Genomic DNA, 20769 nt, shown 5'->3' with positions numbered 1-20769 from the left:
TCATGTCCGCGACGTGCGGTCGCCGGCCGGACGGCGCACGTACGTACGGATGCGGTAGCGCAGCCCGTCCGTGCCCGACGACGTCTGCCAGGCTGCTGCCGGTCCGTCGACGAACGACCACTCGGCAAGGTCGAGCTCCGGCGCGAACGCGTCCCCCGCCACCTCCAGGTCGATCTCCGTGACCACGCACCGGTCGGCGAGCGCCACCGCCTCCGCGTAGACCTGACCGCCGCCCATGACCCACACCTCGTCACCACCGGGCGCCTCGCTCGCGACGTCCAGCGCGGCAGGCAGCGACGACGCGACGACGGCGCCGTCGTCGGACCACCCGGGCTGCCGCGTCACCACCACGTTGGTGCGTCGGGGCAGCGGACGGACGCGGGGCGGCAGGGACGCCCAGGTGAGCCGGCCCATGACGACGGGGTGCCCCGCCGTCGTGCGCTGGAAGTGCGCGAAGTCCTCGGGGACGTGCCACGGGATGGTCCCGCCCGCGCCGATCACCGGCCGGCCCGCGGCGTCGCGGGCCTGCGCCCAGATCAGACCGATCACACGGCCACCGGAGCCTTGATGCCGGGGTGGTGCCGGTAGCCGACCACCTCAATGTCCTCGTACTCGTAGGCGTCGATCGAGTCGCGCGGCGCGAGCCGCAGCGTCGGGTACGGGTAGGGGTCGCGCGCGAGCTGCGTGGTCACCTGGTCGACGTGGTTGTCGTAGACGTGGCAGTCACCACCGGTCCACACGAAGTCGCCCACCGCGAGCCCGGTCTGCGCCGCGACCATGTGCGTGAGCAGCGCGTAGGACGCGATGTTGAACGGCACGCCGAGGAACAGGTCCGCCGAGCGCTGGTAGAGCTGGCAGCTGAGCCGGCCGTCGGCCACGTAGAACTGGAACATGACGTGGCAGGGCGGCAGCGCCATGTTGTCGATCTCGGCCACGTTCCACGCCGAGACGAGGTGCCGCCGCGAGTCGGGGTTGTGGCGGATCTGCTCGATCACCGCCGCGATCTGGTCCACGTGCCGGCCGTCCGGCGTCGGCCAGGAGCGCCACTGCACGCCGTAGACCGGGCCGAGCTCGCCGTCGACGTCGGCCCACTCGTCCCAGATGGACACCCCGCGCTCCTGGAGCCAGCGCACGTTGGCCTCGCCGCGCAGGAACCACAGCAGCTCGTACGCGATCGACTTCAGGTGCACCCGCTTGGTGGTGACCAGCGGGAAGCCCGCCGAGAGGTCGTAGCGGATCTGGCGCCCGAACACGCTGCGGGTGCCCGTCCCGGTGCGGTCGGCCTTGCGCGTGCCGTGCTCCAGGACGTCGCGGAGCAGGTCCTCGTACGGGGTCGGTACGGTGCCCGACGGCGCGGGCTCGCCCGCGGGCGAGGGAGCGGTCGGGGCGGTCGTTGCGTCGAGGGCCACACGCGTCAGTGTCGGCCGTCGCACCACGCTGGTCAAACACCCTAGTCGGCCGGTCCCCGCATGGACTGCGCGGCCGCCGACCTGGTGGTCAACGGGTCCCGGCCGGCCCGCATCCGCGCGTCGTCACGGTGCCCGGACTCTGCGGCAGGTCGTCGAGGCTGCGCATGCTGCCCGCGAGGCCAGCCTGGCCCGGCGGGGAGAGGGCGCCTCCACGTCAGGCTGCTCGGACGTGACGCACGCGATGTCACAGATGAGCGTGCCGCACGGTCGAGAGGGTGAGAGCGCGCACGGTGCGCGCCGTACAGGAGGCGGTCATGGAACGCATCGTCATCGTCGGCGGGGGCTACGCCGGGTTCACGGCGGCCCGCGAGCTCGAGAAGCACCTGCGGCCCGAACTGCGGCGCGGCGACGTCGAGCTGGTGCTCGTGGACCCGCGCCCGTACATGACCTACCAGCCGTTCCTGCCCGAGGTGGTCGGCGCGTCGGTCGAAGCCCGGCACGCCGCCGTGGCGCACCGCACCCACCTGCGCCGCACCCGGCTCGTCGACGGCACCGTGACCCGGATCGACCACGCCGCCCACCAGGTAGTCGTGCGCCCGCGGAGTGGGGCCGAGCAACACATCGACTACGACACCGTGGTCGTCACCGCCGGCGCCGTGACCCGGGTCTTCCCCGTGCCGGGCGTGTCGGAGCACGGCATCGGCATGAAGCACGTCGAGGAGGCCGTCGCGATCCGTGACCGCCTGCTGACGTCCTTCGACCAGGCCGCGGTGCTTCCGGCCGGCCCGGAGCGCCGACGGCTGCTGACCGTGACGTTCGTGGGCGGCGGGTTCTCCGGCGTGGAGGGGTTCGGGGAGCTGCTCTCCCTCGCGCACGACCTGCTGGACCGCTACCCCGAGATCCACGCCTCGGAACTGCAGTTCCATCTCGTGGAACGCAGCCCGCGCATCCTGCCCGAGGTCACCGACCGTCCCGGGCGCTGGGTCGTCAGCGAGCTCGAACGACGTGGCGCGAGGGTCCACCTCGGCACCGGTCTCGAGTCGGCCACCGACGGCGTGGTCAGGCTGTCCACGGGCGAGTCGTACGCGACGGGCCTGCTCGTGTGGACGGCCGGCAACGCTGCCAACCCCGTGGTCGCCACGCACACCGACCTGCCGGTCGACGAGCGCGGCTACGTCGTCGTACGACCCGACCTGCGGGTCGGCACGGACGACGTCCCGATCGACGACGCGTGGGCTGCCGGGGACGGTGCCGCGGTGCCCGATCTCGCCGTTCCGCGTCCGGGCGCGCTCGCCGTCCCGAACGCCCAGCACGCGGTGCGCCAGAGCCGCCGGCTGGCGCGCAACCTCGCCGCCACGCTGCGCGGCCGGCGCACCCGTCCGTACGTGCACGGCAGCCTCGGAGTCATCGCGACCCTCGGCCTCGGGTCCGGCGTCTTCGAGCTCCGCCGCCTCGTCGTGCGCGGCCGCCTCGCCTGGATGATGCACCGTGGGTACCACGTGCTCGCCATCCCCACGTGGGAGCGGAAGGCTCGGGTCCTGGCCGTGTGGCTCACGGCCGCCGTGTTCGGCCGCGACGTCGTCTCGCTCACGTCGGTGCAGCGACCCCGTGCCGCTTTCGTCGCTGCGGCACCGCGCTCGACCACGTCGATCCTGGCGGAGGACGGCACCCCCGGGCAGGAGACGCGGGGTGCCGCGGAGCCGGCGCACGTCGCCTGAGGGCGTGCTCACCCCGTGGCGGCGTAGCCCCCGAGCTTGTCCGGGTTGACCTGGACGTAGACGTGCTCGATCCCCCGCGTCGTCACGTCGAGCGCGAGGAGCGCGAACGGCGCGCCCTCGCGCGAGACGAGCAGCGCCGGGAGGCCGTTGGCGTCGACCTCGCGCAGCGTCGCGTCAGCCCAGTACTTGCGCCAGACGTTGTCGAAGAACAGGGAGACGCGCGCCACGCCCACGAGCTCCTTGCGCGAGGCGTGCACCTTGCCCCCGCCATCGGGTCGGGCGACGACGGTGTCGGCCAGGTACCGCTCGAACCGGCCGAGGTCACCGTCGTGCGCGGCCGCGACGAACTCGTCGAGAAGGCGCCTGTGCTCCGCCGCGTCCACCCGCGCCGGAGCACGCCGGTTGATCCGCTCCCGCGCACGGCGGGCCAGCTGACGGGCGTTGGCCTCCGACGTCTCGAGGATCTCAGCGACCCGTCGATAGGGATAGCCGAAGGCCTCGCGCAGCACGTACACCGCGCGCTCGGTCGGAGCCAGGCGCTCGAGGAGCATGAGGGTCGCGAGCTCGAGTGCCTCGGCTCTCTCCGCCCCCAGGGCCGGGTCCTGCGCGGTGTCGACAGGTTCGGGGAGCCACGGACCGACGTACGTCTCACGACGTGCGCGGGCCGAGCTCGCGGCGTTGATCGCGAGCCGTGTGGTGATCGTGGTGAGGAACGCCGCGGGATTGCTCACCACCGACCGGTCCGTGCGCTGCCAACGGACCCACGCGTCCTGCACCACGTCCTCTGCCTCGGCGACGCTCCCGAGCATGCGGTAAGCGATGCCGAACAGCTGGGACCTGGCCGCGACGAACGCCTCCAGCGCCCCGGGTTCCACGTGGACACCGGGGCGCTCGGGGCTCTCGCTCGCCGTCGTGCGCGACGTCATGCGGTCACGGTACGCCGAGGAGGGCAGCAGCGTCGGTGGTCAGCCCGAGAACCGAGCCCAGGTCACCTCGCCTCGCCGAAACTCGCCCCGGGGGACGATCGAGTCCTCGTCGAGCAGAGCACCGAAGTACGTGGCCTCGGGATCGGCGACGACCTCCCGGCCGTCGTCCTGCGCGGCGAGCGCGAGCCGGACGAACTCGTCGAAGCGCAGGCGCTCTGGTCCCGCCACCTCGAGGATGCCGTCCGGCGGCTCGCCGGTCACCACGTCGGCGACGGCGCGTGCCACGTCGGCTGAGGCGACCGGCTGGAAGGCGACCGGCGGGAGGTGGACCACGCCGTCGACCGTGGAGCCGTCGGCGATGGTCTTCGCGAACTCGAAGAACTGCGTGGCCCGGACGATCGACCACCGGCGCCCCGCGTCCTGGACGAGCTGCTCCTGAGCGAGCTTGGCGCGTAGGTAGCCCGCGTCCGTACGGTCTGTTCCCACGATGGACAGGACGACGTGGTGCCTCACCCCGGCCCGCTCCTCGGCGTCGAGCAACCTCCCGGTCGACGTGGTGAAGAAGCGCATCACGTCGTCGTCCGCGAACGACGGCGAGTTCGACACGTCGACCACCGCGTCCGCCCCTGCCAGAGCGTCGTCGACCCCCGCACCGGTGAGCGTGTCGACGCCGGTGCTCGGCGCCGCCACGACCCCGTCGTGCCCCGCCTCCCGCAGGAGCGCCACGAGCTGGCTGCCGACGAGGCCGGTACCTCCGATGACCACGATCTTCATGCGACTCTCCCTTTTCGTGTGCAGCGGCCTGCAGCCGCCTGACACCCTCATGACCGAGCAGCAGCGCGATCCGTGACAGCGCGCCGGGATCTGCGGCTACCGTGGCGCCATGGGTCCCCGACGTCTCGCGACCACCGGCGGGCTCGCCGCCCTCGTCAGCGTGCTGATCGTGCTGCTCTACGCCGCGCGGATCGGCCGCCGGATCGGCGAACCGGCCGTCGTCTCCGGCCTCGTCGTGGTGCTGCTGGTCGCGGCGGTCGCCGTCGCGGCGTGGTTCGCCGTGGTCTCGGCGCGCGTGCGCGGCCAGGTCGCGCGGGTGGCGCGGCACCGGCCCGGCGCGCCTCTGTTCGTGGGGCGCCCGACGACGGCACTGACGGCCGAGGCGCGCAACCTGCGGGCCGGGACGCGCGGCCTCCCGCCCGACTGCCCGGACCGGGAGCACGTGGTCTACGCGATCCTCACCGACCGGGTGGAGCTGTGGGTGCGCGGCGACGACGCCCCGCGCTGGTGGGTCACGCTGCCCGCCCCGGTGGCGGCCGGCACCGTCCGGTCCGGCCGGCGGGAGCTGGACGCCCTGACGGTCCGGGACGCCTCGGCCCGGCTGCAGCTCGTCCCGACCTCGGACGCCGCGCGGGCCTGGCCGTCCCGAGCGCACCGGGCTGCCGCCGTCGCGCACGCCCGGGAACTGCTGCAGCGCTGAGCGCCGGCTACTCCGCGTCGGCGGGCCGCGCGTGCTTCGGCGGGTGCGGCGGGTCGAGGGGCTCGTCCGGGACGTCGGCCGGCTCGTCGGCGCGCAGGTGGGCGCCGCGTTCCACCGAGGAGGCGTGCGAGGCGCGGTCCGCGGCCTCGGCCGCCGCGATGTCGGGCCCGGTGGCCCCGGGGCGCTCGGGGTGCACGTCGCCGTCGTCGCCGTCGTGCTCGCCGCTGTCGCCGTCGGACAGCTCGCCCGGCAGGATCTTTCCTGACCCGAAGTCGGACTTGTCCCGTCTGCTCATCCTCTGATCCAAGCACCGTCCGGCGGCACTCGCGCGGTGTGACGGACGCCGTCGCGCACGGCAGCCGTGCGGTGCGAGGATCGACCCATGACCGACCAGACCACCACCGGCGACGACATCGCCGCCGTGACCCCCTCCCCCACCGACCCGCTGTGGGTCGAGCGCACCGGCACCCGGACCTACCGTGGGCACACCGCCCGCGGGGCCAGCGTGGAGATCGGACCGGCCTCCGAGGGCGCCGTCTTCACCCCGGGTGAGCTGCTGAAGATCGCGCTCGCCGCCTGCGCGGGCATGGCCAGCGACCTGAAGTTCTCGCGGGTGCTCGGCGACGACTACGGGGTGACCATCCGGGTCGAGGACCCCAAGGACATGGCCGACGACCGCTACCCCGTCCTGACGGAGAAGTTCGAGATCGACCTGTCGGGCCTGGACGACAAGACCCGGGAGAAGACGCTCCTGCTCGCGCAGCGTTCCATCGACCGCGCGTGCACCGTCGGACGCACCCTCAAGGCCGGCGCCGAGGTCCCGCCCGCGGAGTTCGCCCAGCCGGACGAGGCCTGAGCATGTCCCCGCGACCGCCGCACCGCGTCGAGGTGTCCCGGCTGGTGCCCCTCGACGCGGAGACGGCGTTCGCCCGGGTGACGGACCCGCGCCTCCACCCGCGATGGATCCCCCTCACGCGCTTCGAGGGTGACCCGACGGTGGCACCAGCGCCCGGCGTCGCGTTCACCATGGTCAGCGGGCCTGGCGCGCGGCGCGGCCGCGACGGGTTCGTCGACCGCATGACGACGCTGGAGCACCTCGCGCCGTCGACGGAGGACGCGGTCGTCGGGCGCAACGTCGTGCGCAAGGACGGGCCGGCCCTGCTCGGCACCGCGGGCCTCGACGTCGTCCCCGTCGACGAGCACCGCTCGCGGGTCGTCTGGTGGGAGGAGGCGTACCTCGCCGGGCCGTGGCCACGGCGGCTGAACGCCGCCGCCGTGGGCGTGTTCCTGCGCGGGATGCTGGCGCTCGCGCTGTGGCGGTTCGGCCGTGAGGTCAGCAGAGGCGGTCGCAGGTAGAGTCCCGGAGGTGAGCACGCCGGACGTTTCACCGCCGAGCGGCGGCGAGGTCGAGAGCTGGACCCGCTACCGCCCCACTCCCCTGCTCGACTCCCTCCTGGACAAGGCCGTGACGATCCCCTCGGCCGCGATCCACAAGCACGTGGACGTCGTCCGGCGGCGCAACCCCGAGGCGGACCCGGCGCGTGTCATCCGCATCCTGGAGCGCGAGTACCTCACCGTGGTGGCGACCACCGGCGGCGCGGTGGGCGCAGCGGCCGCCACGCCCGCGGTCGGCACGACGGCCGCCGCCGTGCTCACCACGAGCGACATCGCCACCTTCTTCGCGACGTCGGCGGCGTTCTCCCTCGCCGTCGCTGACGTGCACGGCATCCCCATCGACGACGTCAACCGGCGTCGTGCCCTGCTGCTGGCGACCGTGCTCGGCGAGTCCGGGGCGCGCGACGTCCAGCGGGCCGCCGAGGGGTCGCAGCTCGCCTGGGGCAAGGTGCTGCTGACGTCCATGCCGCAGACGGCGATCAAGCGGGTCAACCGCGTGCTCACGCACCGGTTCCTCAAGCGGCAGGTGGCCAAGCAGGGCACGCTGGCGCTGGGCCGGATGATCCCGTTCGGCGTCGGCGCCGTCGTCGGGTTCGCCGGTGGGCGCGCCCTGGGGCACGGTGTGGTGTCGCAGTCGCGGTCCGCGTTCGGGACACCGCCGGACCACTTCCCCCGGGTGATCGAGAACGAGCGCCCGGCTCTCGAGGAGGGTGGCGGCGAGAGCCGCCGGACTGTGCGGTTCCGCCGATTCCTCCGGCGAGGTTCGGCCAACTCCGACGACGACGGCGCCCGCCCCGGCGCGTAGTCTCGTGCGCGTGAGCATCTCACCCGACCAAGCAACCGCCGTCGACCCCGCGCTCGCCGCCCGCCTGCCGGAGCTGCGCGAGCAGTACGCCGCCCTGCAGGCCCGCGGACTGAGTCTCGACCTCACCCGCGGCAAGCCCTCGGCCGAGCAGCTCGACCTCTCCGAGGAGCTGCTGTCGCTGCCCGGCGCAGGGAACCACACCTCCGCGTCCGGCACCGACGTGCGCAACTACGGTGGGCTCGCCGGGCTGCCGGAGCTGCGCGAGATCTTCGCCGAGCTCCTCGGCGTGCCGACCGAGCAGCTCCTCGCCCAGGACAACGCCTCCCTGCGCCTCATGTACGACTGCATGGTCCAGGCGATCCTGTTCGGCGTCCCGGGCGGCGACGGCCCCTGGTCCGCCGCCGAGGGGCCGATCACGTTCATCTGCCCGGTCCCCGGGTACGACCGGCACTTCGCGATCTGCGAGGAGCTGGGCATCCGCATGGTGACCGTGCCCATGACGCCGGACGGCCCCGACGCCGAGGCCGTCGCCGCCCTCGTGGCCGACGACCCGTCGGTCAAGGGCCTGTGGGCCGTGCCCACGTACGCGAACCCGGACGGCTCCGTGGTCTCGGAGGCGGTCGCCCGGCGGCTCGTGTCCATGCCCACCGCGGCCGGCGACTTCCGCATCTTCTGGGACAACGCCTACGCGGTGCACCACCTGACCGAGCACGAGACCAAGACGGCCAACGCGATCGAGCTGGCTGCCGAGGCCGGCAACCCCGACCGCGTGCTGATGTTCGCCTCGACGTCCAAGGTGACGTTCGCGGGCGCGGGCGTGTCGTTCCTGGCGTCGTCGCCGGCCAACATCGCGTGGTTCACCGAGCACCTGTCGTTCCGGTCGATCGGGCCGGACAAGGTCAACCAGCTCCGGCACGCGCAGTTCTTCGGCGACGCCGCGGGCGTGCGGGCCCACATGGCCAAGCACCGCGAGATCCTCGCGCCGAAGTTCGCGGCGGTCGTCTCGATCCTGTCCGAGCGGCTGGGCGACACGGGCGTCGCGACGTGGACGGACCCGGACGGCGGCTACTTCGTCTCGGTGGACGTGGTGCCCGGGACGGCATCGCGGGTCGTGGAGCTGGCCGGCGAGGCCGGCATCAAGCTGACGCCGGCGGGCGCGACGTTCCCCTACGGCCAGGACCCGCAGGACCGCAACATCCGGCTCGCCCCGTCGATGCCCCCGCTGGACGAGGTGCGGGTGGCGATGGACGGCGTCGCGACCTGCATGCTGCTCGCCGCCGCCGAGAAGGCCGCCGCCTGACCCGCGTCTGACCCGCTCCTCGCGCCGCCCGCCTGTGCCGTTGTGGGTGCACGACACGCCGTCCTTCCGTTCGGAAGGACGGCGTGTCGTGCACCCACAGCGGACGCCAGGGCGGGGACGACAACGGCCCGTATCGTCCCTGCGGAGGGACGGTACGGGCCGTCGGCCGTGCGGGTGAGCCTCAGCCGAGGACGGCCTTGAGGAACTCCTGGGTGCGCTCGTGCCGCGGGTTGGTGAACATCGTCTCGGGGTCGGCCTCCTCGACGATCTGACCCTTGTCGAACATGAGCACGCGGTCGGAGACCTCCCGCGCGAACTGCATCTCGTGCGTCACCAGGAGCATCGTGATGTCCGTGGTGTCCGCGATCTCCTTCAGGACCCCGAGGACGTCGGCGACGATCTCCGGGTCCAGGGCCGAGGTGACCTCGTCGAGCAGCAGGATCTCCGGGTCCATCGCCAGCGCCCGGGCGATCGCCACGCGCTGCTGCTGACCGCCCGAGAGCTGGTTCGTGTTGAAGTCCCGCTTCTCCGTCATCCCGACCTTGTCGAGCAGGCGCTCGGCGTCGGCGACCGCCTCGTCCTTGGACTTGCCGAGGACGTGGACGGGGGACTCGATGATGTTCTCCAGCACCGACATGTTCGGGAACAGGTTGAACTGCTGGAACACCATGCCGACCCGGTTGCGGACCACCCGGCGGCGCTTCTCCGGGATGGAGACCCACTTGTCACCCCGGTACTCGTGGGTGTACGGGTCGCCGTCGATGAGGATGAGTCCGCCGCTGAGCTCCTCGAGCGTCATGAGCAGGCGCAGGATCGTCGTCTTGCCGGATCCTGACGGGCCGATGAGCGTGATGCGCTGGCCCTGCGGGACGGAGAAGTTGAGTCCGTCCAGGACGACGTTGTCGCCGAAGCGCTTGACGACGTCCTTGAACTCGATGGCGGGCACGTCGCCCGAGGCAGTGGTCATGGTCTGGCTTCCTGTGGGACGAGTCGAGTCAGGCAAGACGGATCTCCATCCTGCGCACCAGCAGCGACGTCGGATAGCTCACCGCGAGGAAGAGCAGTCCGACCATCGTCAGGGCCTCGATGTAGGAGAACGTGCCGGCGCCGTACTGCTGCGCCGCCGTGTACATCTCGACCACGGAGATCGCGAAGAGGAACGGCGTCTCCTTGAACATCGAGATCGCGTAGTTGCCCAGGCCGGGCAAGGTGTTGCGGATGGCCTGCGGCAGGATGACGGCACGCCACGTGCGCCCCCGTGCCATGTTCAGGGCGGTCGCGGCCTCCCACTGTCCCCTCGGGACGGCCTCGATGCCGGCGCGGTACACCTCGGACATGTACGTCGCGTAGTGGACGCCGAGCACGATGAACCCGATGACGAGCCCGGGAACCCACGGCGGGGAGAGCAGGTAGACGAACACCAGCTGCACCAGCAGCGGCGTCATCCGGATGAAGTCCACGACGAACTTCAACGGGACCCGCACCCACCGGGTCGGGGCGCGCATCGCCAAGGCGATGAAGAGCCCGAGGATCGAGGCGATCACCATGCCGACGACAGTGGCCTCGATGGTGACCACCAGTCCCCTGAGCAGCTCGGGGAGAACCTCCCAGGCCCGCTCCCAGCTCCAGATGTCGCCCATCAGATCGCCCCCCTCGCCTCAGGGACCTTCGGGGCGTACATAGCCTTGGGCTTGAGCCCCAAGGTCTCACGCAGGCTCGGCCGGGTCCCTCGACCCAGACGCCGCTTGGCACGCTCCTCGAGCAGGTTCATCCCCCAGGTCAGCAGATAGGCGATCACGAAGTACACGAGCAGCCCCGCCGTGTAGCTGAAGATGGTGTCCGCCGTGGCCCGGCGTAGCTCGACCGTCCAGAAGTTCACGTCCTGCAGGGTGATGTAGTACGCCAGGGCAGACCCCTTGAGGAGCTGGATCAGCAGGTTCGCGAGCATGGGGATCATGAGCGCCCACGCCTGCGGGAAGATGACCCGCCGCACCTTGTGGAACCAGGTCATGTTGAGCGCCGTCGCGGCTTCCCACTGCCCCTGCGGCACCGAGGCGATCGATCCGCGCACCACCTCGGAGGCGTAGGCGCCGTAGTTGAGCCCGAGAGCGAGGATCGCGACGGCCAGCGCTTCCATCTTGAAGCCGAACTGGGGCAGCACGTAGAAGACCCAGAAGAGCTGGACCACGAGCGAGGTGCCACGGAAGAACTCCACGACGACACGGGACGGCCCGCGCACCCAGAGCGTCTGGGTGCGCGAGCCGAATCCGAGGACCACGGCGACGAGCATCGCGAGGACGGCACCGCCGAGCGTCATCTGCAGAGTGACGAGAACACCGTCTGCGAGGCCGGGGAGCCTGTCGATCAGTGTCTGGAAGTCATCTGACATGTGGTCAGTAGTCCAGCCCCAGCTCGTCCGCGAGGTCGGAGAGGTCCTGCTCCGGGTCGCAGAGCTGGTCCACCGTCAGACCCTCGGGCGGGAACTCGGCCGCGCTGAAGCCGAAGGGCTCCATGACCTCGAGCCACGCGGCCTCGTCACCGAGGTAGGTGGCGAGCTCCTCGTTGTAGGCGTCGAGGAGTTCCGTGTCGTCCTGGCGGAAGACCTCCGCACCGGCGCCGATCTGCGGCTCGCCGTTGATCGTGGCGACGAACGCCTCGGTCGCCTCGACGGGCTGGTCGGTCTCCTCGGCCATCGCCCGGATCGAGATGCCGGTGAGGGCGAAGGCGTCGGCGCGACCGGAGGAGACGGCGTCCAGACCGGCCTGGCGGTCCGGGACCTCCATGGCCTCGACGTCGGTCTCCTCGGCGTAGCCGGCCTCGATCGCGCCCGAGGTGACGGCGAGCGTCAGACCCGAACCCTCGACCGACTGCCAGTCGGTCAGACCCTCGGGGTTGCCCTCGGGCACGAGGAACGCCGTGGTGTACATGATCGTCGGGTCCGCGAACGCGACCTGCTCGCACCGCTCGGGCAGGATCGACATGCCGGCGCTGACGGCGTCGAACCGGTCGGCCGTGACGCCGGGGATGAGCGAGCCCCACTCGACCTGGGTGCCGGTGACCTCGTCGATGCCGAGCTCGCCGTAGATCTGCCGGCCGAGCTCGATGGTGGCGCCGGTGAGCTCGCCGCCCTCCTCGTAGCTGTAGGGCACCTCGCCGAAGAAGCCGACGTTGATCTCGCCGGCGTCCTGGAGCTCGGAGAGCGTCGAGCCGCCCTCTCCGTCGCCACCGCCGTCGCCGGAGCCTCCGTCGTCGACGCTCGAGCAGGCGGTCAGGGCGGTCAGAGCGAGGACGGAGCCGGCCGCGGCCAGTGCGCGGCGGCGATGCGTGGTCCTGGTGGACTGCACGGGAGTCTCCCTTCCGTGGCCCCGGCGCCTGCTGGAGTCGCGCGGGACTGAGATGTGTGGACGATTCGCCACGGTAGCGGCGATATGGACGTCCCGACAATCTGCACGTCGGTCTGTCTGATTGTCCTACAATCGCACAATCGGCGGGATCTTGCCGCTACCTGCGGGTCGACTCGTACGGCGACATGCGCCAGAAACGTCGGAGACCTGTGATCGTTGTCGTGTCGTGACCTAGGAAGGAGCTCAGATGCCCTCGGCGTCTCGCCCCGCGGTCGGAACCGCCCCCGCCCTCTCGCCCGTCACCCGCCCGTCCACCGTCGACCTGATCACGGTCGAGCTGCGCAACGCGATCTACTCGGGCGCGCTCCGGGTGGGGTCCGGCCTGCGGGAGATCGAGATGGCCCGTCAGCTCGGCGTGAGCCGGGGCGCCTTCCGCGAGGCGGCCCAGCGGCTCGTCGCGGAAGGCATCGTCGTGGCCACCCCCGGCCGCGGCCTGTCCGTGCGCACCATCGGCCGGGACGGCATCCGTCCGCTCTACACCGCCCGGACGATGGTCGAGACGACGGCCGCCCGGCTCGCCGTCGACCGTGCGAGCGAGCAGCAGGTCGCCGCCGTCCGCTCCGCGCACGACGCGCTGGTGCAGGCGGAGGCCGCGCACGACGCGCTGCGCGTCGGGGCGGCAGACCTCGCCGTGCACTGGGAGCTGGTGGCCGCGAGCGGCAACGCCTGGCTGCAGCAGTGGATGAGCACCCTCATCGTCGAGGTGCGCATCGCCAGCTTCACCGTCAGCGACGAGTACACGGTGCGCACGGACGCCGCCGAGTCGCACGCTCCGCTCGTCGAGCTCCTCGAGGCCCGGGACGCCGACGCCCTGGAGGCGGCGATCCGCGAGAACCTCGACGACGCCGTCATGCGCCTGCTCGCTCCCGACGCCGTGGGCGTCCAGACCCTCGAGGAGCCGCGCCCCCTGCCGGCCCCGCGCCTGGAGCCCCTCGACCGCTGATCCCGAGCGTTGTGGGCGCGATTTCTGGGCCGAGCACGACGACAAAGCGGACATCACGGGCCAGAAATCGCGCCCACAGCGCTCGACGCGGCCGCAGCGCTCGACGCGGCCACGACGGTCAGCGGGTGAGCGGCTCCGCCTGGGCGCGCCGCTCGCGCTCGTAGTCCGCCGCGCGCCACGACGTCATCCCGCCGACGACGACGCCGACCGCCTCGCCCGCGTCGTCCCGCAGCACCTCGATCGCTTCACCCACCGGACCGAACCCGTCGTGCACCGCCGGGCGCAGCACCGAGCCGTCCACCGACAGCTCCTCGGCGCCGACGAAGGGGTCGGCCTTGCGCGGGTCGATCAGCCACAGCTGCTCCCCCAGCCGCGCCACGTCCACCATGCCCCACAGGTTCGCGAAGCAGCCCGTCCACCGGTCGAGCGCGTGCGGTGCGGGCGAGCCGTGCGCGGCCGCAGCCTGCCCGGCCCGTGCCGCTCCGCCGTCGTCGGCGACATCGCCGAGAGCCTTGCTGACCAGGGAGAACAGGCCGCCGGCGATCTGGTCGGCGGGGCCGTCGACGGCGTTGGTCAGGACGGCGACGGCGATGCCGCGCTCGGGGTCGAACCAGGTCCGGGTGATCTGTCCGGGGAACCCGCCCGAGTGCCCGACGACGCGACGGCCGGCGATCTCGCGCGACTCGAACCCGAGCCCGTACTCGCGGCGCGGAGCGCCCGGGAGCTCCACCACCGACTCGGCCCGCTGCAAGAGGCGCCGCGTCGCCGGGCTCAGCAGGTCGGACCCGTCGCAGTGCGCGGCAGCCCACCGGACCAGGTCGCGCGCCGTGGAGCAGAACCCGGTGGCGGCGGCGAGCGCTCCGGTGGTCGCGGCGGCCACGGGCAGCCGCCCGTCGGCGAACCGGACGGGCAGGCCGGGCTCGGCGAGCACCGGCGCCGAGTGCCCGACGACGGCGCGCCGGTCGATGTCGTCGTCCAGCTCGGGGTGGGTGTCGGCCAGGCCGAGCGGCTCGAGGAGGTCGGTGCGCACGTGCTCGGCGTACGGGGTGCCGGTCACGGCCTCGATCGCGAGGCCGAGCAGCCCGTAGGCGAGGTTGGAGTACTTGAACGCCTCCCCCCGATCCAGCACGTCGCCGCTGGTCAGCACGGAGTCGAGCAGGTGGGCACGGTCCGGGAACGGCGCCGCCAGCTGCCAGAAGTCGGCGTCCTCGCCGTCGCGCCGCAGCCCGCCGGTGTGCCCGAGCGCCTCCCGCACGGTGACCTCGCCGGCCCGCGAGCCGCCGAGCTCGGGCACGTGAGCGGCCAACGCGTCGTCGAGGCGCATCTCTCCTCGCTCCACGAGGCGCGCGACGGCGGTGGCCGTGAACGTCTTGGAGTGCGACGCGACGCGGAACAGGTGGTCGCCGCGCAGCGGGGTGCCGGACGTCAGGTCGGTGACGCCCCATGCGCCGTCGAGCACGACCTCGCCCCGGACGAGCACGGCGTACTGCACGCCGGGCGTGCGGGCGATGCCGGCCTGGGTCGCGACCCAGTGGTGGAGGTAGGCAGGGTCGAGGTGATCGACACGCGTGAGGGGCATGCGCGGCACTGTACTGACAGGGACCGGCCACGACGACCGGTACCCGTCTGCCGAGCGATGAATTCCCTGTCGGTACCGAGTCGTAGGTTCTAACGTGAGGACGAGGCGACCGAGGAGACCCCTGAGATGACCGACACCCCTGACTCGAGTCCCGCCGTCCAGGCGACCGGGCTCGTCAAGCACTTCACCTCCGGCAAGAAGACCACGAAGGCCGTCGACGGCGTCGACCTGACGATCCCCACCGGGAGCGTCTTCGGCCTGCTCGGACCCAACGGCGCGGGCAAGACGACGGTCGTGCGCATGCTCGCCACGCTCCTGCGGCCCGACGGCGGCTCCGCCCGCGTCCTGGGGCACGACGTCGTGCACGACGCGGACGCCGTGCGCAGCGCCGTCGGGCTCACCGGCCAGTACGCGTCGGTGGACGAGGACCTGACGGGTACCGAGAACCTCCTCATGCTCGCCCGGCTGTACGGGTTCCGCGGGCGGGCCGCCACCGATCGCGTGGCGAGCCTGCTCGAGGCGTTCAGCCTGACCGACGCCGGCCCGCGTCAGGTCAAGACGTACTCGGGCGGCATGCGCCGTCGCATCGACCTCGCCGCGTCGCTGGTGCTCTCCCCGCGTGTGCTGTTCCTGGACGAGCCCACCACCGGGCTCGACCCACGATCGCGCAACCAGGTGTGGGACATCGTGCGGGTGCTGGTCGACGACGGCGCCACGGTGCTGCTCACCACGCAGTACCTGGAGGAGGCGGACCAGCTCGCCGACCGGATCGGCGTCATCGACCACGGCAAGCTGATCGCCGAGGGCACGTCCACCGAGCTCAAGCGTTCGGTCGGCCAGGGCGCGGTCGAGATCCGCCTCGCCGACGCCGCACAGCGCGCCGAGGCCGTCGCCGTCGTCCAGCGTGTGCTCGGGACCGCACCGACGCTGCCCACCGACCCGTACGCACTGAGCGCACGCGTGCCCGACGACGGAGCCCACCTCGTGGCGCAGGTCCTGCCCGCGCTCGGCGAGGCAGGGATCGCCGTCCCGGAGTTCTCCCTCGGGCAGCCCAGCCTGGACGAGGTGTTCCTGACCCTCACCGGCGCACCGTTGCCGGCGGACGAGACGAGCGACGGCGCGGCCGTCGAGCAGGAGGTGGCACGATGAGCGCCGTCGACATCAGCACGACCACGATGCGCGAGGCCGTGGCGCTGGAGGAGCGGCCGGCACGCCCGTCGGCCGTCTCGACCTCGCTGACCTTCGCCTGGCGGGCCCTGCTGAAGATCAAGCACGTGCCGGAGCAGCTCTTCGACGTGCTGGTCTCCCCCGTGATCTTCACGCTGATGTTCACGTACCTGTTCGGCGGGGCGATCGCGGGGTCCACGGACGCCTACATCCAGTTCCTGCTGCCGGGCATCCTGGTGCAGACGATCATCATCGTGACCGTGTACACGGGCTACACGCTCAACACGGACATCACCAAGGGCGTGTTCGACAGGTTCCGGTCGCTGCCGATCTGGCGTCCGGCACCGATCGTGGGGGCGCTGCTGGGTGACACGGTCCGGTACACGATCGCCTCGATCATGTGCATCGGGCTGGGCCTGCTCATCGGGTTCCGGCCGGACGGTGGGGTGCTCGGCGTGGTGGCCGGCGTGGCGCTGCTGCTGGTCTTCGCCTTCGCGCTGAGCTGGATCTTCACGATCCTCGGCCTGCTGCTGCGCACCCCGAACGCCGTCATGGGCGTGTCGATGATGGTCCTCATGCCGTTGACGTTCGCGTCGAACATCTTCGTGGACCCGTCCACGATGCCGGCGGGTCTGCAGACCTTCGTGGACCTCAACCCGGTGTCTCACCTGGTCACCGCGGTCCGTGGCCTCATGGCCGGCACCGCGGGCTGGGGCGACGTGACGACGGTGCTGATCTCCGCCGTCGTGATGACCGCGGTGTTCGCCCCGATCACGATGTACCTCTACCGCAACCGCCACTGACCGCCCGCCGCGTGCCGCGTGCCGGGCGCCGGCTCGCGCCGAGCACCGTGCGCGCGTCGTTGTGGGCGCGATTCTTGGCCCGTTATGCACCTTATGGGCGCATACCGGGCCCAGATATCGCGCCCACAACGGTTATCGGAGGGCTCGGCGCGTGCGCTCCACCAGCCTGGTCCCGTCCCGGACGATGTCGTCGGCCACCGCGACGATGACCGTCAACCCGAGCTCCTCGAGCCATCGGCGACGACGGACGTCGTCGCGCCACTGCTCCTTGTCCGTCCGGTGCTGGTCGCCGTCGTACTCGATCACCACCTGGTGGTCCGGGTAGAGCAGGTCGCACCGTTTGACGTAGGTGCCGTCAGCCAACCAGACGACCTCGTTCACCTGGGGGCAGGGTAGCCCCGCGCCGGTGAGGAGCATGCGCGTACGCGTCTCCATCACGGAGTCCGTGCCCGGCCGGACCCGTGAGAGCTGCTCGCGGACCTGTGCGATGCCCTTGACCTTGCGGGTCGACTCCGCCTTGCGGGCCATCTCTGCCACCGAGGTGAGCATCCGCTTGCGGCGGAGGAACGAGTCGCCGAGCACCACCACGTCGTCCGGGCGCCGCAGACCGACGCCGACATGGACGAAGGTCTGTGCCGGTGCGGTCACCCGCAAACCGCCGACGTCCACGACGTCGAGACTCTCCTGCCTGCTGCGGTGCGCGACCACCCCGGGCCTCTGAGCGCGTTCCGCCGGGTTCGACGAGATCACGTGCAGCGCGTCCTCGCCGGCCATCGTCCAGGGCAGGTCGACCCCGAGCAGACGGAGCGCGGTCCCGTGACTGAACGCGACGGAGTCGTCGAGCACGGTCGCCAGGGCGCGGCAGCGCGTCAGGAAGTCGTCGCGCCGTGGACCCGGGACACGGACACCTTGGAACGGGGCCGTGAGGGCGTCGCCGACGCGCAGCGACTCGGCCGACGTACCCCGGGCCAGCGCTGACCGCACGGAGAACGGCGAGGCAGCTCCTGGATCGGGCGTCGGCATGCACCGACCGTGCCAGAGCCGACGCCACGGGGTGAACGCTCGTCCACAGGCCCGCTCCCGTTTCGTGTTGTGGGCGCGATTTCTGGGCCGAAGATGCCCCCTTAAGGGGCATATCGGGCCAGAAATCGCGCCCACAACACCGCACCGGGGGGTCAGGCGGCGGGGTCGGCCTGCATCTCCTCGTCGCACCGGCGGGTCACCACGAGCACAGGGCACTGCGAGTGGTGCAGCACCGCCTGGCTGGTCGAGCCGAGGAGCAGACCGCGGAAGCCGCCACGGCCGCGGGAGCCCACCACGACGAGGTCGGCCGCCGCGGAGAACTCGGTGAGCAGCTCGGCCCCCGACCCGTCCAGCACGTGGCGCTTGATCTTGACGCCGGGGTGCTCCGCCTGGATGCGGTCGACGATGACGTCCAGCCCGGCCTCGACGTCGGCCAGCACCTGCTCGTGATCGATCTGGGACGGCAGCCAGGCGAGCACCCCGGCACCGGAGCCGAGCGGCACGCCGGCGACCGCGACCAGCTCGGCGTCCCACGACTCCGCCTGCCCGACGGCGTGCCGCAGGGCGACCTCGGACGTCGGCGAACCGTCGACACCGACGACGATCCGACTCACCTCGTGCACCGTGTCACCGTCGCGACGCTGCGGGTCGTCCGCGCCGGCACGGTGCGGGACCACGACCGTCGGGCAGTGCGCGTGCGCCGGGAGGGCCGAGGACACGGTCCCGAGCAACCGCTCGGTGAAACCGCCCCGGCCGCGGGTCCCCACCACGGCGAGCGAGTGCTCGGAGGACATGTCGACGAGGACGCCGGCCGCGTCCCCCGTGGCGACCGTCCCCTGGACCGGGATGCCCAGCGGGGCGACCCGCGCCTCAGCCTCCGCGAGCACCGCCTTGGCCCCCTCGGCGATGGCGGTGTCGTCGAGCGCCGCATAACCACCGTCGAGCGACGCCGCCGTGAAGGAGGGCAACGAGTAGCTGCACACGATGTGCAGCCCCCACCCGACCCGCTGGGCGTACGTCGCGGCCCAGTCCAGGGCGTGCAGGCTCGCGGTCGAGCCGTCGACGCCCACCAGGACGACCTCTGGACGTGTCATGTCGCGCCTCCCGTCACGTCCGGACCTCACCGTCCGGAACAACCTTGGTTCAAGGGTAACGAAAGACGCCCGCAAGGTGTAGCAAAGGGAAGCACGACGCCCCGACGTTCACGAGGAACGTCGGGGCGTCGGTGGTGCTGCAGACGGAAGCCTCAGCCGGTGACCCGCAGGAAGGTGGGGCTGGACTGCCAGATGGCGGACTGGCGCACGACCCAGCCGCCGGGCCGCGTGGCCTCGATCTGCTGGCCGTTGCCGATGTAGATCGAGATGTGGCCGGGCGACCAGATGAGGTCACCGGGCTGTGCCTCGGCCGCCGAGACCACCGTGGTGGCCGAGGAGCCGTACATCTCGCTGGACGAACGCGGCAGCGACGTCACCCCGACCTGCGCGTACGCGTAGGTGACGAGGCCGGAGCAGTCGAAGCCCGACGGCGAGGCGCCGCCGACCACGTACTTGACGCCGATGTAGCGGGCCGCGATCGAGGCGACCTGCGCTCCGCGCGAGCTGTCCGCGGCGGGAGCCGCAGGCGCCTCGGAGGTCGACTCGGTGCTGGTGCTGGAGTCGATCGCGGTGCGCTCTGCGGAGCGCGACGGGGCCACCTCGCGGACGGGCTCCGGCGCCGCCTTGATCTCGGCCGCCTTGGCGATCTTGGGGGTGACCTTCTCGACGGTCATCGTGGCCTCGGCGTCCACGGTGACCACCGGGGCCGACTCGAGGGCCGTCCGCGCCTGGTCCGTCAGCGCGCCGAGGTCGACGGTGCTGAGCTTCTTGGCGGCGTCGTGGTCGACCGGCGCGGCGTGCGCTGCGGTGGCGCCACCGATGGTCGAGACCAGCAGGCCACCGGCGGTGGCCATGACGGCTGCCCGACGGCCGGCAGCCGCGGACGGCGCGGCCAGCATCGGACGACGTGCGGCACGGTGCTTGCCGCGCGCCCTGGTTGTTGCGTTCACGTGTTCCCTCTCCTGTCGCCTACGAGGTCAGCTGTCGGGTTCGGGTGGGAGAAATCACCCGGCCGCACAGCGCTTGCGCCCTGTGCGACTTCACCCCAAGGACACCGTGTCGATGCCCGGAAGTGGGTCCCCCGCTCCTGCCGGCGGTCTTGGTTCCCTGACCGGTGGCAGGACTCGGCGTCCGGTCAGGGTCCGGAAGAGTGCTCTACCGGACGGGGAAACCGTAGCGGATCCCGGCGGGCATGTCACGTTTAGGTCACGGCGACGTGCGACACGTGCCCCCATACCCCTCCCGGAGCCTCTGGGCGTCCCGCTGAGGCCCTCGATCTCACCGCCCGGACGACCCCTCGTCGGAGCGGCGTCGCCGCGCCGAGCGACCCCTGCGGGCCCCGGGACGCGACGAGGCCCCGCCGCACACTGGCAGGTTCTATCGATCCCCGCAACACCCAGAGTTTCTGGGGGTTGCGGGGACCGTGTCGTTTCGGGACGGGCGTGGGGCGCTCAAGGAGAGGTTCTTCGAGGTCTTCGATGAGGTGGGTAGCGCCACGGTCGCGGCCCGAAGAGTCGGGGTGAACCGGCATACCGCGGCAGGTTGGGTCCGCAAGGCAGGACGCAGGTCGGACCCGCCGTTGCGACGTCATCCACGGCGGAGCGAGTACGAGCAGTTGCGTGCGCAGGGGGTATCCCGGCGGCGGGCAGCGCAGCAGGTCGGGGTCCATGTGCGCACCGCGAAGGACTGGGACTACGGGGTCCGCAAGACTCGCAACTCGCGCACGTAT

The 20769-nt window shown here is 71.9% G+C and carries 22 protein-coding genes and 1 riboswitch; of the genes, 9 read left to right on the top strand and 13 right to left on the bottom strand.

Annotated features, from left to right (window positions below; all coding sequences use genetic code 11):
• Both BCL65_RS09645 and BCL65_RS09640 read right to left on the bottom strand, forming a co-directional pair.
• Complete coding sequence (locus BCL65_RS09645) at positions 1-549, bottom strand: dihydrofolate reductase (protein WP_106267484.1); 549 nt, start codon at positions 547-549, stop codon at positions 1-3.
• Complete coding sequence (locus tag BCL65_RS09640) at positions 546-1319, bottom strand: thymidylate synthase (protein ID WP_243401009.1); 774 nt, start codon at positions 1317-1319, stop codon at positions 546-548. Before BCL65_RS09640 ends, BCL65_RS09645 begins: the two co-directional genes overlap by 4 nt.
• Positions 1320-1723: 404 nt before the next feature.
• Here BCL65_RS09640 and BCL65_RS09635 point away from each other — a divergent pair, with 404 nt between their 5' ends.
• Positions 1724-3127 (top strand): NAD(P)/FAD-dependent oxidoreductase, encoded by a 1404-nt coding sequence (locus BCL65_RS09635; protein ID WP_106267480.1) that lies wholly within the window; start codon positions 1724-1726, stop codon positions 3125-3127.
• Between the two features lie 8 nt (positions 3128-3135).
• Here the strand turns inward: BCL65_RS09635 and BCL65_RS09630 are convergent, their stop codons facing one another.
• Both BCL65_RS09630 and BCL65_RS09625 read right to left on the bottom strand, forming a co-directional pair.
• Positions 3136-4053, bottom strand: a complete 918-nt coding sequence (locus BCL65_RS09630) for an RNA polymerase sigma-70 factor (RefSeq protein WP_106267478.1) — start codon at positions 4051-4053, stop codon at positions 3136-3138.
• Between the two features lie 39 nt (positions 4054-4092).
• Positions 4093-4827 carry an SDR family oxidoreductase gene (locus tag BCL65_RS09625; RefSeq protein WP_106267476.1) on the bottom strand — a complete coding sequence of 245 codons (735 nt, stop codon included), beginning with the start codon at positions 4825-4827 and terminating at the stop codon, positions 4093-4095.
• 109 nt (positions 4828-4936) lie between these two features.
• Here BCL65_RS09625 and BCL65_RS09620 point away from each other — a divergent pair, with 109 nt between their 5' ends.
• Positions 4937-5527 (top strand): hypothetical protein, encoded by a 591-nt coding sequence (locus BCL65_RS09620; RefSeq protein WP_106267474.1) that lies wholly within the window; start codon positions 4937-4939, stop codon positions 5525-5527.
• A 7-nt stretch (positions 5528-5534) separates the two neighbouring features.
• On the opposite strand, the gene BCL65_RS09615 is transcribed toward BCL65_RS09620, so the two are convergent.
• A complete protein-coding gene (locus tag BCL65_RS09615; protein ID WP_106267473.1) occupies positions 5535-5822 on the bottom strand; it encodes a hypothetical protein in 288 nt (95 codons plus the stop codon).
• Between the two features lie 87 nt (positions 5823-5909).
• Here BCL65_RS09615 and BCL65_RS09610 point away from each other — a divergent pair, with 87 nt between their 5' ends.
• From BCL65_RS09610 to BCL65_RS09595, 4 genes are read left to right on the top strand one after another with little or no spacing between them, the layout of a single operon-like run.
• The gene (locus tag BCL65_RS09610; RefSeq protein ID WP_106267471.1) at positions 5910-6383 is read left to right on the top strand and encodes an OsmC family protein; all 474 of its coding nucleotides are present in this window, start codon (positions 5910-5912) and stop codon (positions 6381-6383) included.
• Positions 6384-6385: 2 nt separating this feature from the next.
• Positions 6386-6883, top strand: coding sequence for an SRPBCC family protein (locus BCL65_RS09605; RefSeq protein ID WP_106267469.1), 498 nt, complete (start codon positions 6386-6388; stop codon positions 6881-6883).
• Positions 6884-6893: 10 nt separating this feature from the next.
• Positions 6894-7727, top strand: a complete 834-nt coding sequence (locus tag BCL65_RS09600) for a hypothetical protein (protein ID WP_243401002.1) — start codon at positions 6894-6896, stop codon at positions 7725-7727.
• A 10-nt stretch (positions 7728-7737) separates the two neighbouring features.
• Positions 7738-9027 carry an aminotransferase class I/II-fold pyridoxal phosphate-dependent enzyme gene (locus BCL65_RS09595; protein ID WP_106267820.1) on the top strand — a complete coding sequence of 430 codons (1290 nt, stop codon included), beginning with the start codon at positions 7738-7740 and terminating at the stop codon, positions 9025-9027.
• 181 nt (positions 9028-9208) lie between these two features.
• Here BCL65_RS09595 and BCL65_RS09590 read toward each other — a convergent pair whose 3' ends face one another.
• Genes BCL65_RS09590 through BCL65_RS09575 form a run of 4 tightly spaced genes read right to left on the bottom strand, consistent with a single transcriptional unit; the run spans position 9209 to position 12371 of the window.
• Positions 9209-9994 carry an amino acid ABC transporter ATP-binding protein gene (locus tag BCL65_RS09590; protein WP_106267467.1) on the bottom strand — a complete coding sequence of 262 codons (786 nt, stop codon included), beginning with the start codon at positions 9992-9994 and terminating at the stop codon, positions 9209-9211.
• Between the two features lie 28 nt (positions 9995-10022).
• Positions 10023-10667: an ectoine/hydroxyectoine ABC transporter permease subunit EhuD gene (ehuD, locus tag BCL65_RS09585; protein ID WP_106267465.1), complete on the bottom strand. Its 645-nt coding sequence runs from the start codon at positions 10665-10667 to the stop codon at positions 10023-10025.
• Positions 10667-11416, bottom strand: coding sequence for an ectoine/hydroxyectoine ABC transporter permease subunit EhuC (ehuC, locus tag BCL65_RS09580; RefSeq protein WP_106267464.1), 750 nt, complete (start codon positions 11414-11416; stop codon positions 10667-10669). The genes ehuD and ehuC overlap by 1 nt, the downstream gene beginning before the upstream one ends.
• Positions 11417-11420: 4 nt before the next feature.
• Positions 11421-12371, bottom strand: coding sequence for a transporter substrate-binding domain-containing protein (locus BCL65_RS09575; protein WP_106267462.1), 951 nt, complete (start codon positions 12369-12371; stop codon positions 11421-11423).
• A 247-nt stretch (positions 12372-12618) separates the two neighbouring features.
• Here BCL65_RS09575 and BCL65_RS09570 point away from each other — a divergent pair, with 247 nt between their 5' ends.
• Positions 12619-13374 carry a GntR family transcriptional regulator gene (locus tag BCL65_RS09570; protein ID WP_106267460.1) on the top strand — a complete coding sequence of 252 codons (756 nt, stop codon included), beginning with the start codon at positions 12619-12621 and terminating at the stop codon, positions 13372-13374.
• A gap of 118 nt (positions 13375-13492) precedes the next feature.
• On the opposite strand, the gene BCL65_RS09565 is transcribed toward BCL65_RS09570, so the two are convergent.
• Positions 13493-14953: a serine hydrolase domain-containing protein gene (locus BCL65_RS09565; RefSeq protein WP_106267458.1), complete on the bottom strand. Its 1461-nt coding sequence runs from the start codon at positions 14951-14953 to the stop codon at positions 13493-13495.
• Between the two features lie 126 nt (positions 14954-15079).
• On the opposite strand from BCL65_RS09565, the gene BCL65_RS09560 reads away from it, so the two are divergent.
• Complete coding sequence (locus BCL65_RS09560; RefSeq protein ID WP_106267456.1) at positions 15080-16102, top strand: ATP-binding cassette domain-containing protein; 1023 nt, start codon at positions 15080-15082, stop codon at positions 16100-16102.
• Complete coding sequence (locus tag BCL65_RS09555) at positions 16099-16923, top strand: ABC transporter permease (RefSeq protein WP_106267454.1); 825 nt, start codon at positions 16099-16101, stop codon at positions 16921-16923. Before BCL65_RS09560 ends, BCL65_RS09555 begins: the two co-directional genes overlap by 4 nt.
• Before the next feature lie 132 nt (positions 16924-17055).
• On the opposite strand, the gene BCL65_RS09550 is transcribed toward BCL65_RS09555, so the two are convergent.
• The 3 genes from BCL65_RS09550 to BCL65_RS09540 all read right to left on the bottom strand — a co-directional run bounded on the left by BCL65_RS09550 (position 17056) and on the right by BCL65_RS09540 (position 19990).
• Positions 17056-17946 (bottom strand): DUF559 domain-containing protein, encoded by an 891-nt coding sequence (locus BCL65_RS09550; RefSeq protein ID WP_106267452.1) that lies wholly within the window; start codon positions 17944-17946, stop codon positions 17056-17058.
• Between the two features lie 152 nt (positions 17947-18098).
• Positions 18099-19040, bottom strand: coding sequence for a universal stress protein (locus tag BCL65_RS09545; protein ID WP_106267451.1), 942 nt, complete (start codon positions 19038-19040; stop codon positions 18099-18101).
• A 152-nt stretch (positions 19041-19192) separates the two neighbouring features.
• On the bottom strand, positions 19193-19990 hold the full coding sequence (locus tag BCL65_RS09540) for a C40 family peptidase (protein ID WP_243401003.1): 798 nt from the start codon (positions 19988-19990) through the stop codon (positions 19193-19195).
• A riboswitch (cyclic di-AMP (ydaO/yuaA leader) is annotated at positions 19991-20180 on the bottom strand.
• Positions 20181-20769: the final 589 nt, after the last annotated feature.

It is taken from the genome of Isoptericola halotolerans (assembly GCF_003003075.1).
In the GTDB taxonomy this organism is placed as follows: Bacteria; Actinomycetota; Actinomycetes; order Actinomycetales; family Cellulomonadaceae; genus Isoptericola; species Isoptericola halotolerans_A.
The sequence above is the reverse complement of the archived record's forward strand: the minus strand, read 5'-3'. Positions and strand labels throughout refer to the sequence as shown.

Coding starts and splice junctions, on each gene's coding strand:
- BCL65_RS09635 (WP_106267480.1), top strand. CDS start 1,724: ATGGAACGCATCGTCATCGTCGGCGGGGGCTACGCCGGGTTCACGGCG.
- BCL65_RS09630 (WP_106267478.1), bottom strand. CDS start 4,053: ATGACGTCGCGCACGACGGCGAGCGAGAGCCCCGAGCGCCCCGGTGTC.
- BCL65_RS09625 (WP_106267476.1), bottom strand. CDS start 4,827: ATGAAGATCGTGGTCATCGGAGGTACCGGCCTCGTCGGCAGCCAGCTC.
- BCL65_RS09620 (WP_106267474.1), top strand. CDS start 4,937: ATGGGTCCCCGACGTCTCGCGACCACCGGCGGGCTCGCCGCCCTCGTC.
- BCL65_RS09615 (WP_106267473.1), bottom strand. CDS start 5,822: ATGAGCAGACGGGACAAGTCCGACTTCGGGTCAGGAAAGATCCTGCCG.
- BCL65_RS09610 (WP_106267471.1), top strand. CDS start 5,910: ATGACCGACCAGACCACCACCGGCGACGACATCGCCGCCGTGACCCCC.
- BCL65_RS09605 (WP_106267469.1), top strand. CDS start 6,386: ATGTCCCCGCGACCGCCGCACCGCGTCGAGGTGTCCCGGCTGGTGCCC.
- BCL65_RS09590 (WP_106267467.1), bottom strand. CDS start 9,994: ATGACCACTGCCTCGGGCGACGTGCCCGCCATCGAGTTCAAGGACGTC.
- ehuD (WP_106267465.1), bottom strand. CDS start 10,667: ATGGGCGACATCTGGAGCTGGGAGCGGGCCTGGGAGGTTCTCCCCGAG.
- ehuC (WP_106267464.1), bottom strand. CDS start 11,416: ATGTCAGATGACTTCCAGACACTGATCGACAGGCTCCCCGGCCTCGCA.
- BCL65_RS09570 (WP_106267460.1), top strand. CDS start 12,619: ATGCCCTCGGCGTCTCGCCCCGCGGTCGGAACCGCCCCCGCCCTCTCG.
- BCL65_RS09565 (WP_106267458.1), bottom strand. CDS start 14,953: ATGCCCCTCACGCGTGTCGATCACCTCGACCCTGCCTACCTCCACCAC.
- BCL65_RS09560 (WP_106267456.1), top strand. CDS start 15,080: ATGACCGACACCCCTGACTCGAGTCCCGCCGTCCAGGCGACCGGGCTC.
- BCL65_RS09555 (WP_106267454.1), top strand. CDS start 16,099: ATGAGCGCCGTCGACATCAGCACGACCACGATGCGCGAGGCCGTGGCG.
- BCL65_RS09550 (WP_106267452.1), bottom strand. CDS start 17,946: ATGCCGACGCCCGATCCAGGAGCTGCCTCGCCGTTCTCCGTGCGGTCA.
- BCL65_RS09545 (WP_106267451.1), bottom strand. CDS start 19,040: ATGACACGTCCAGAGGTCGTCCTGGTGGGCGTCGACGGCTCGACCGCG.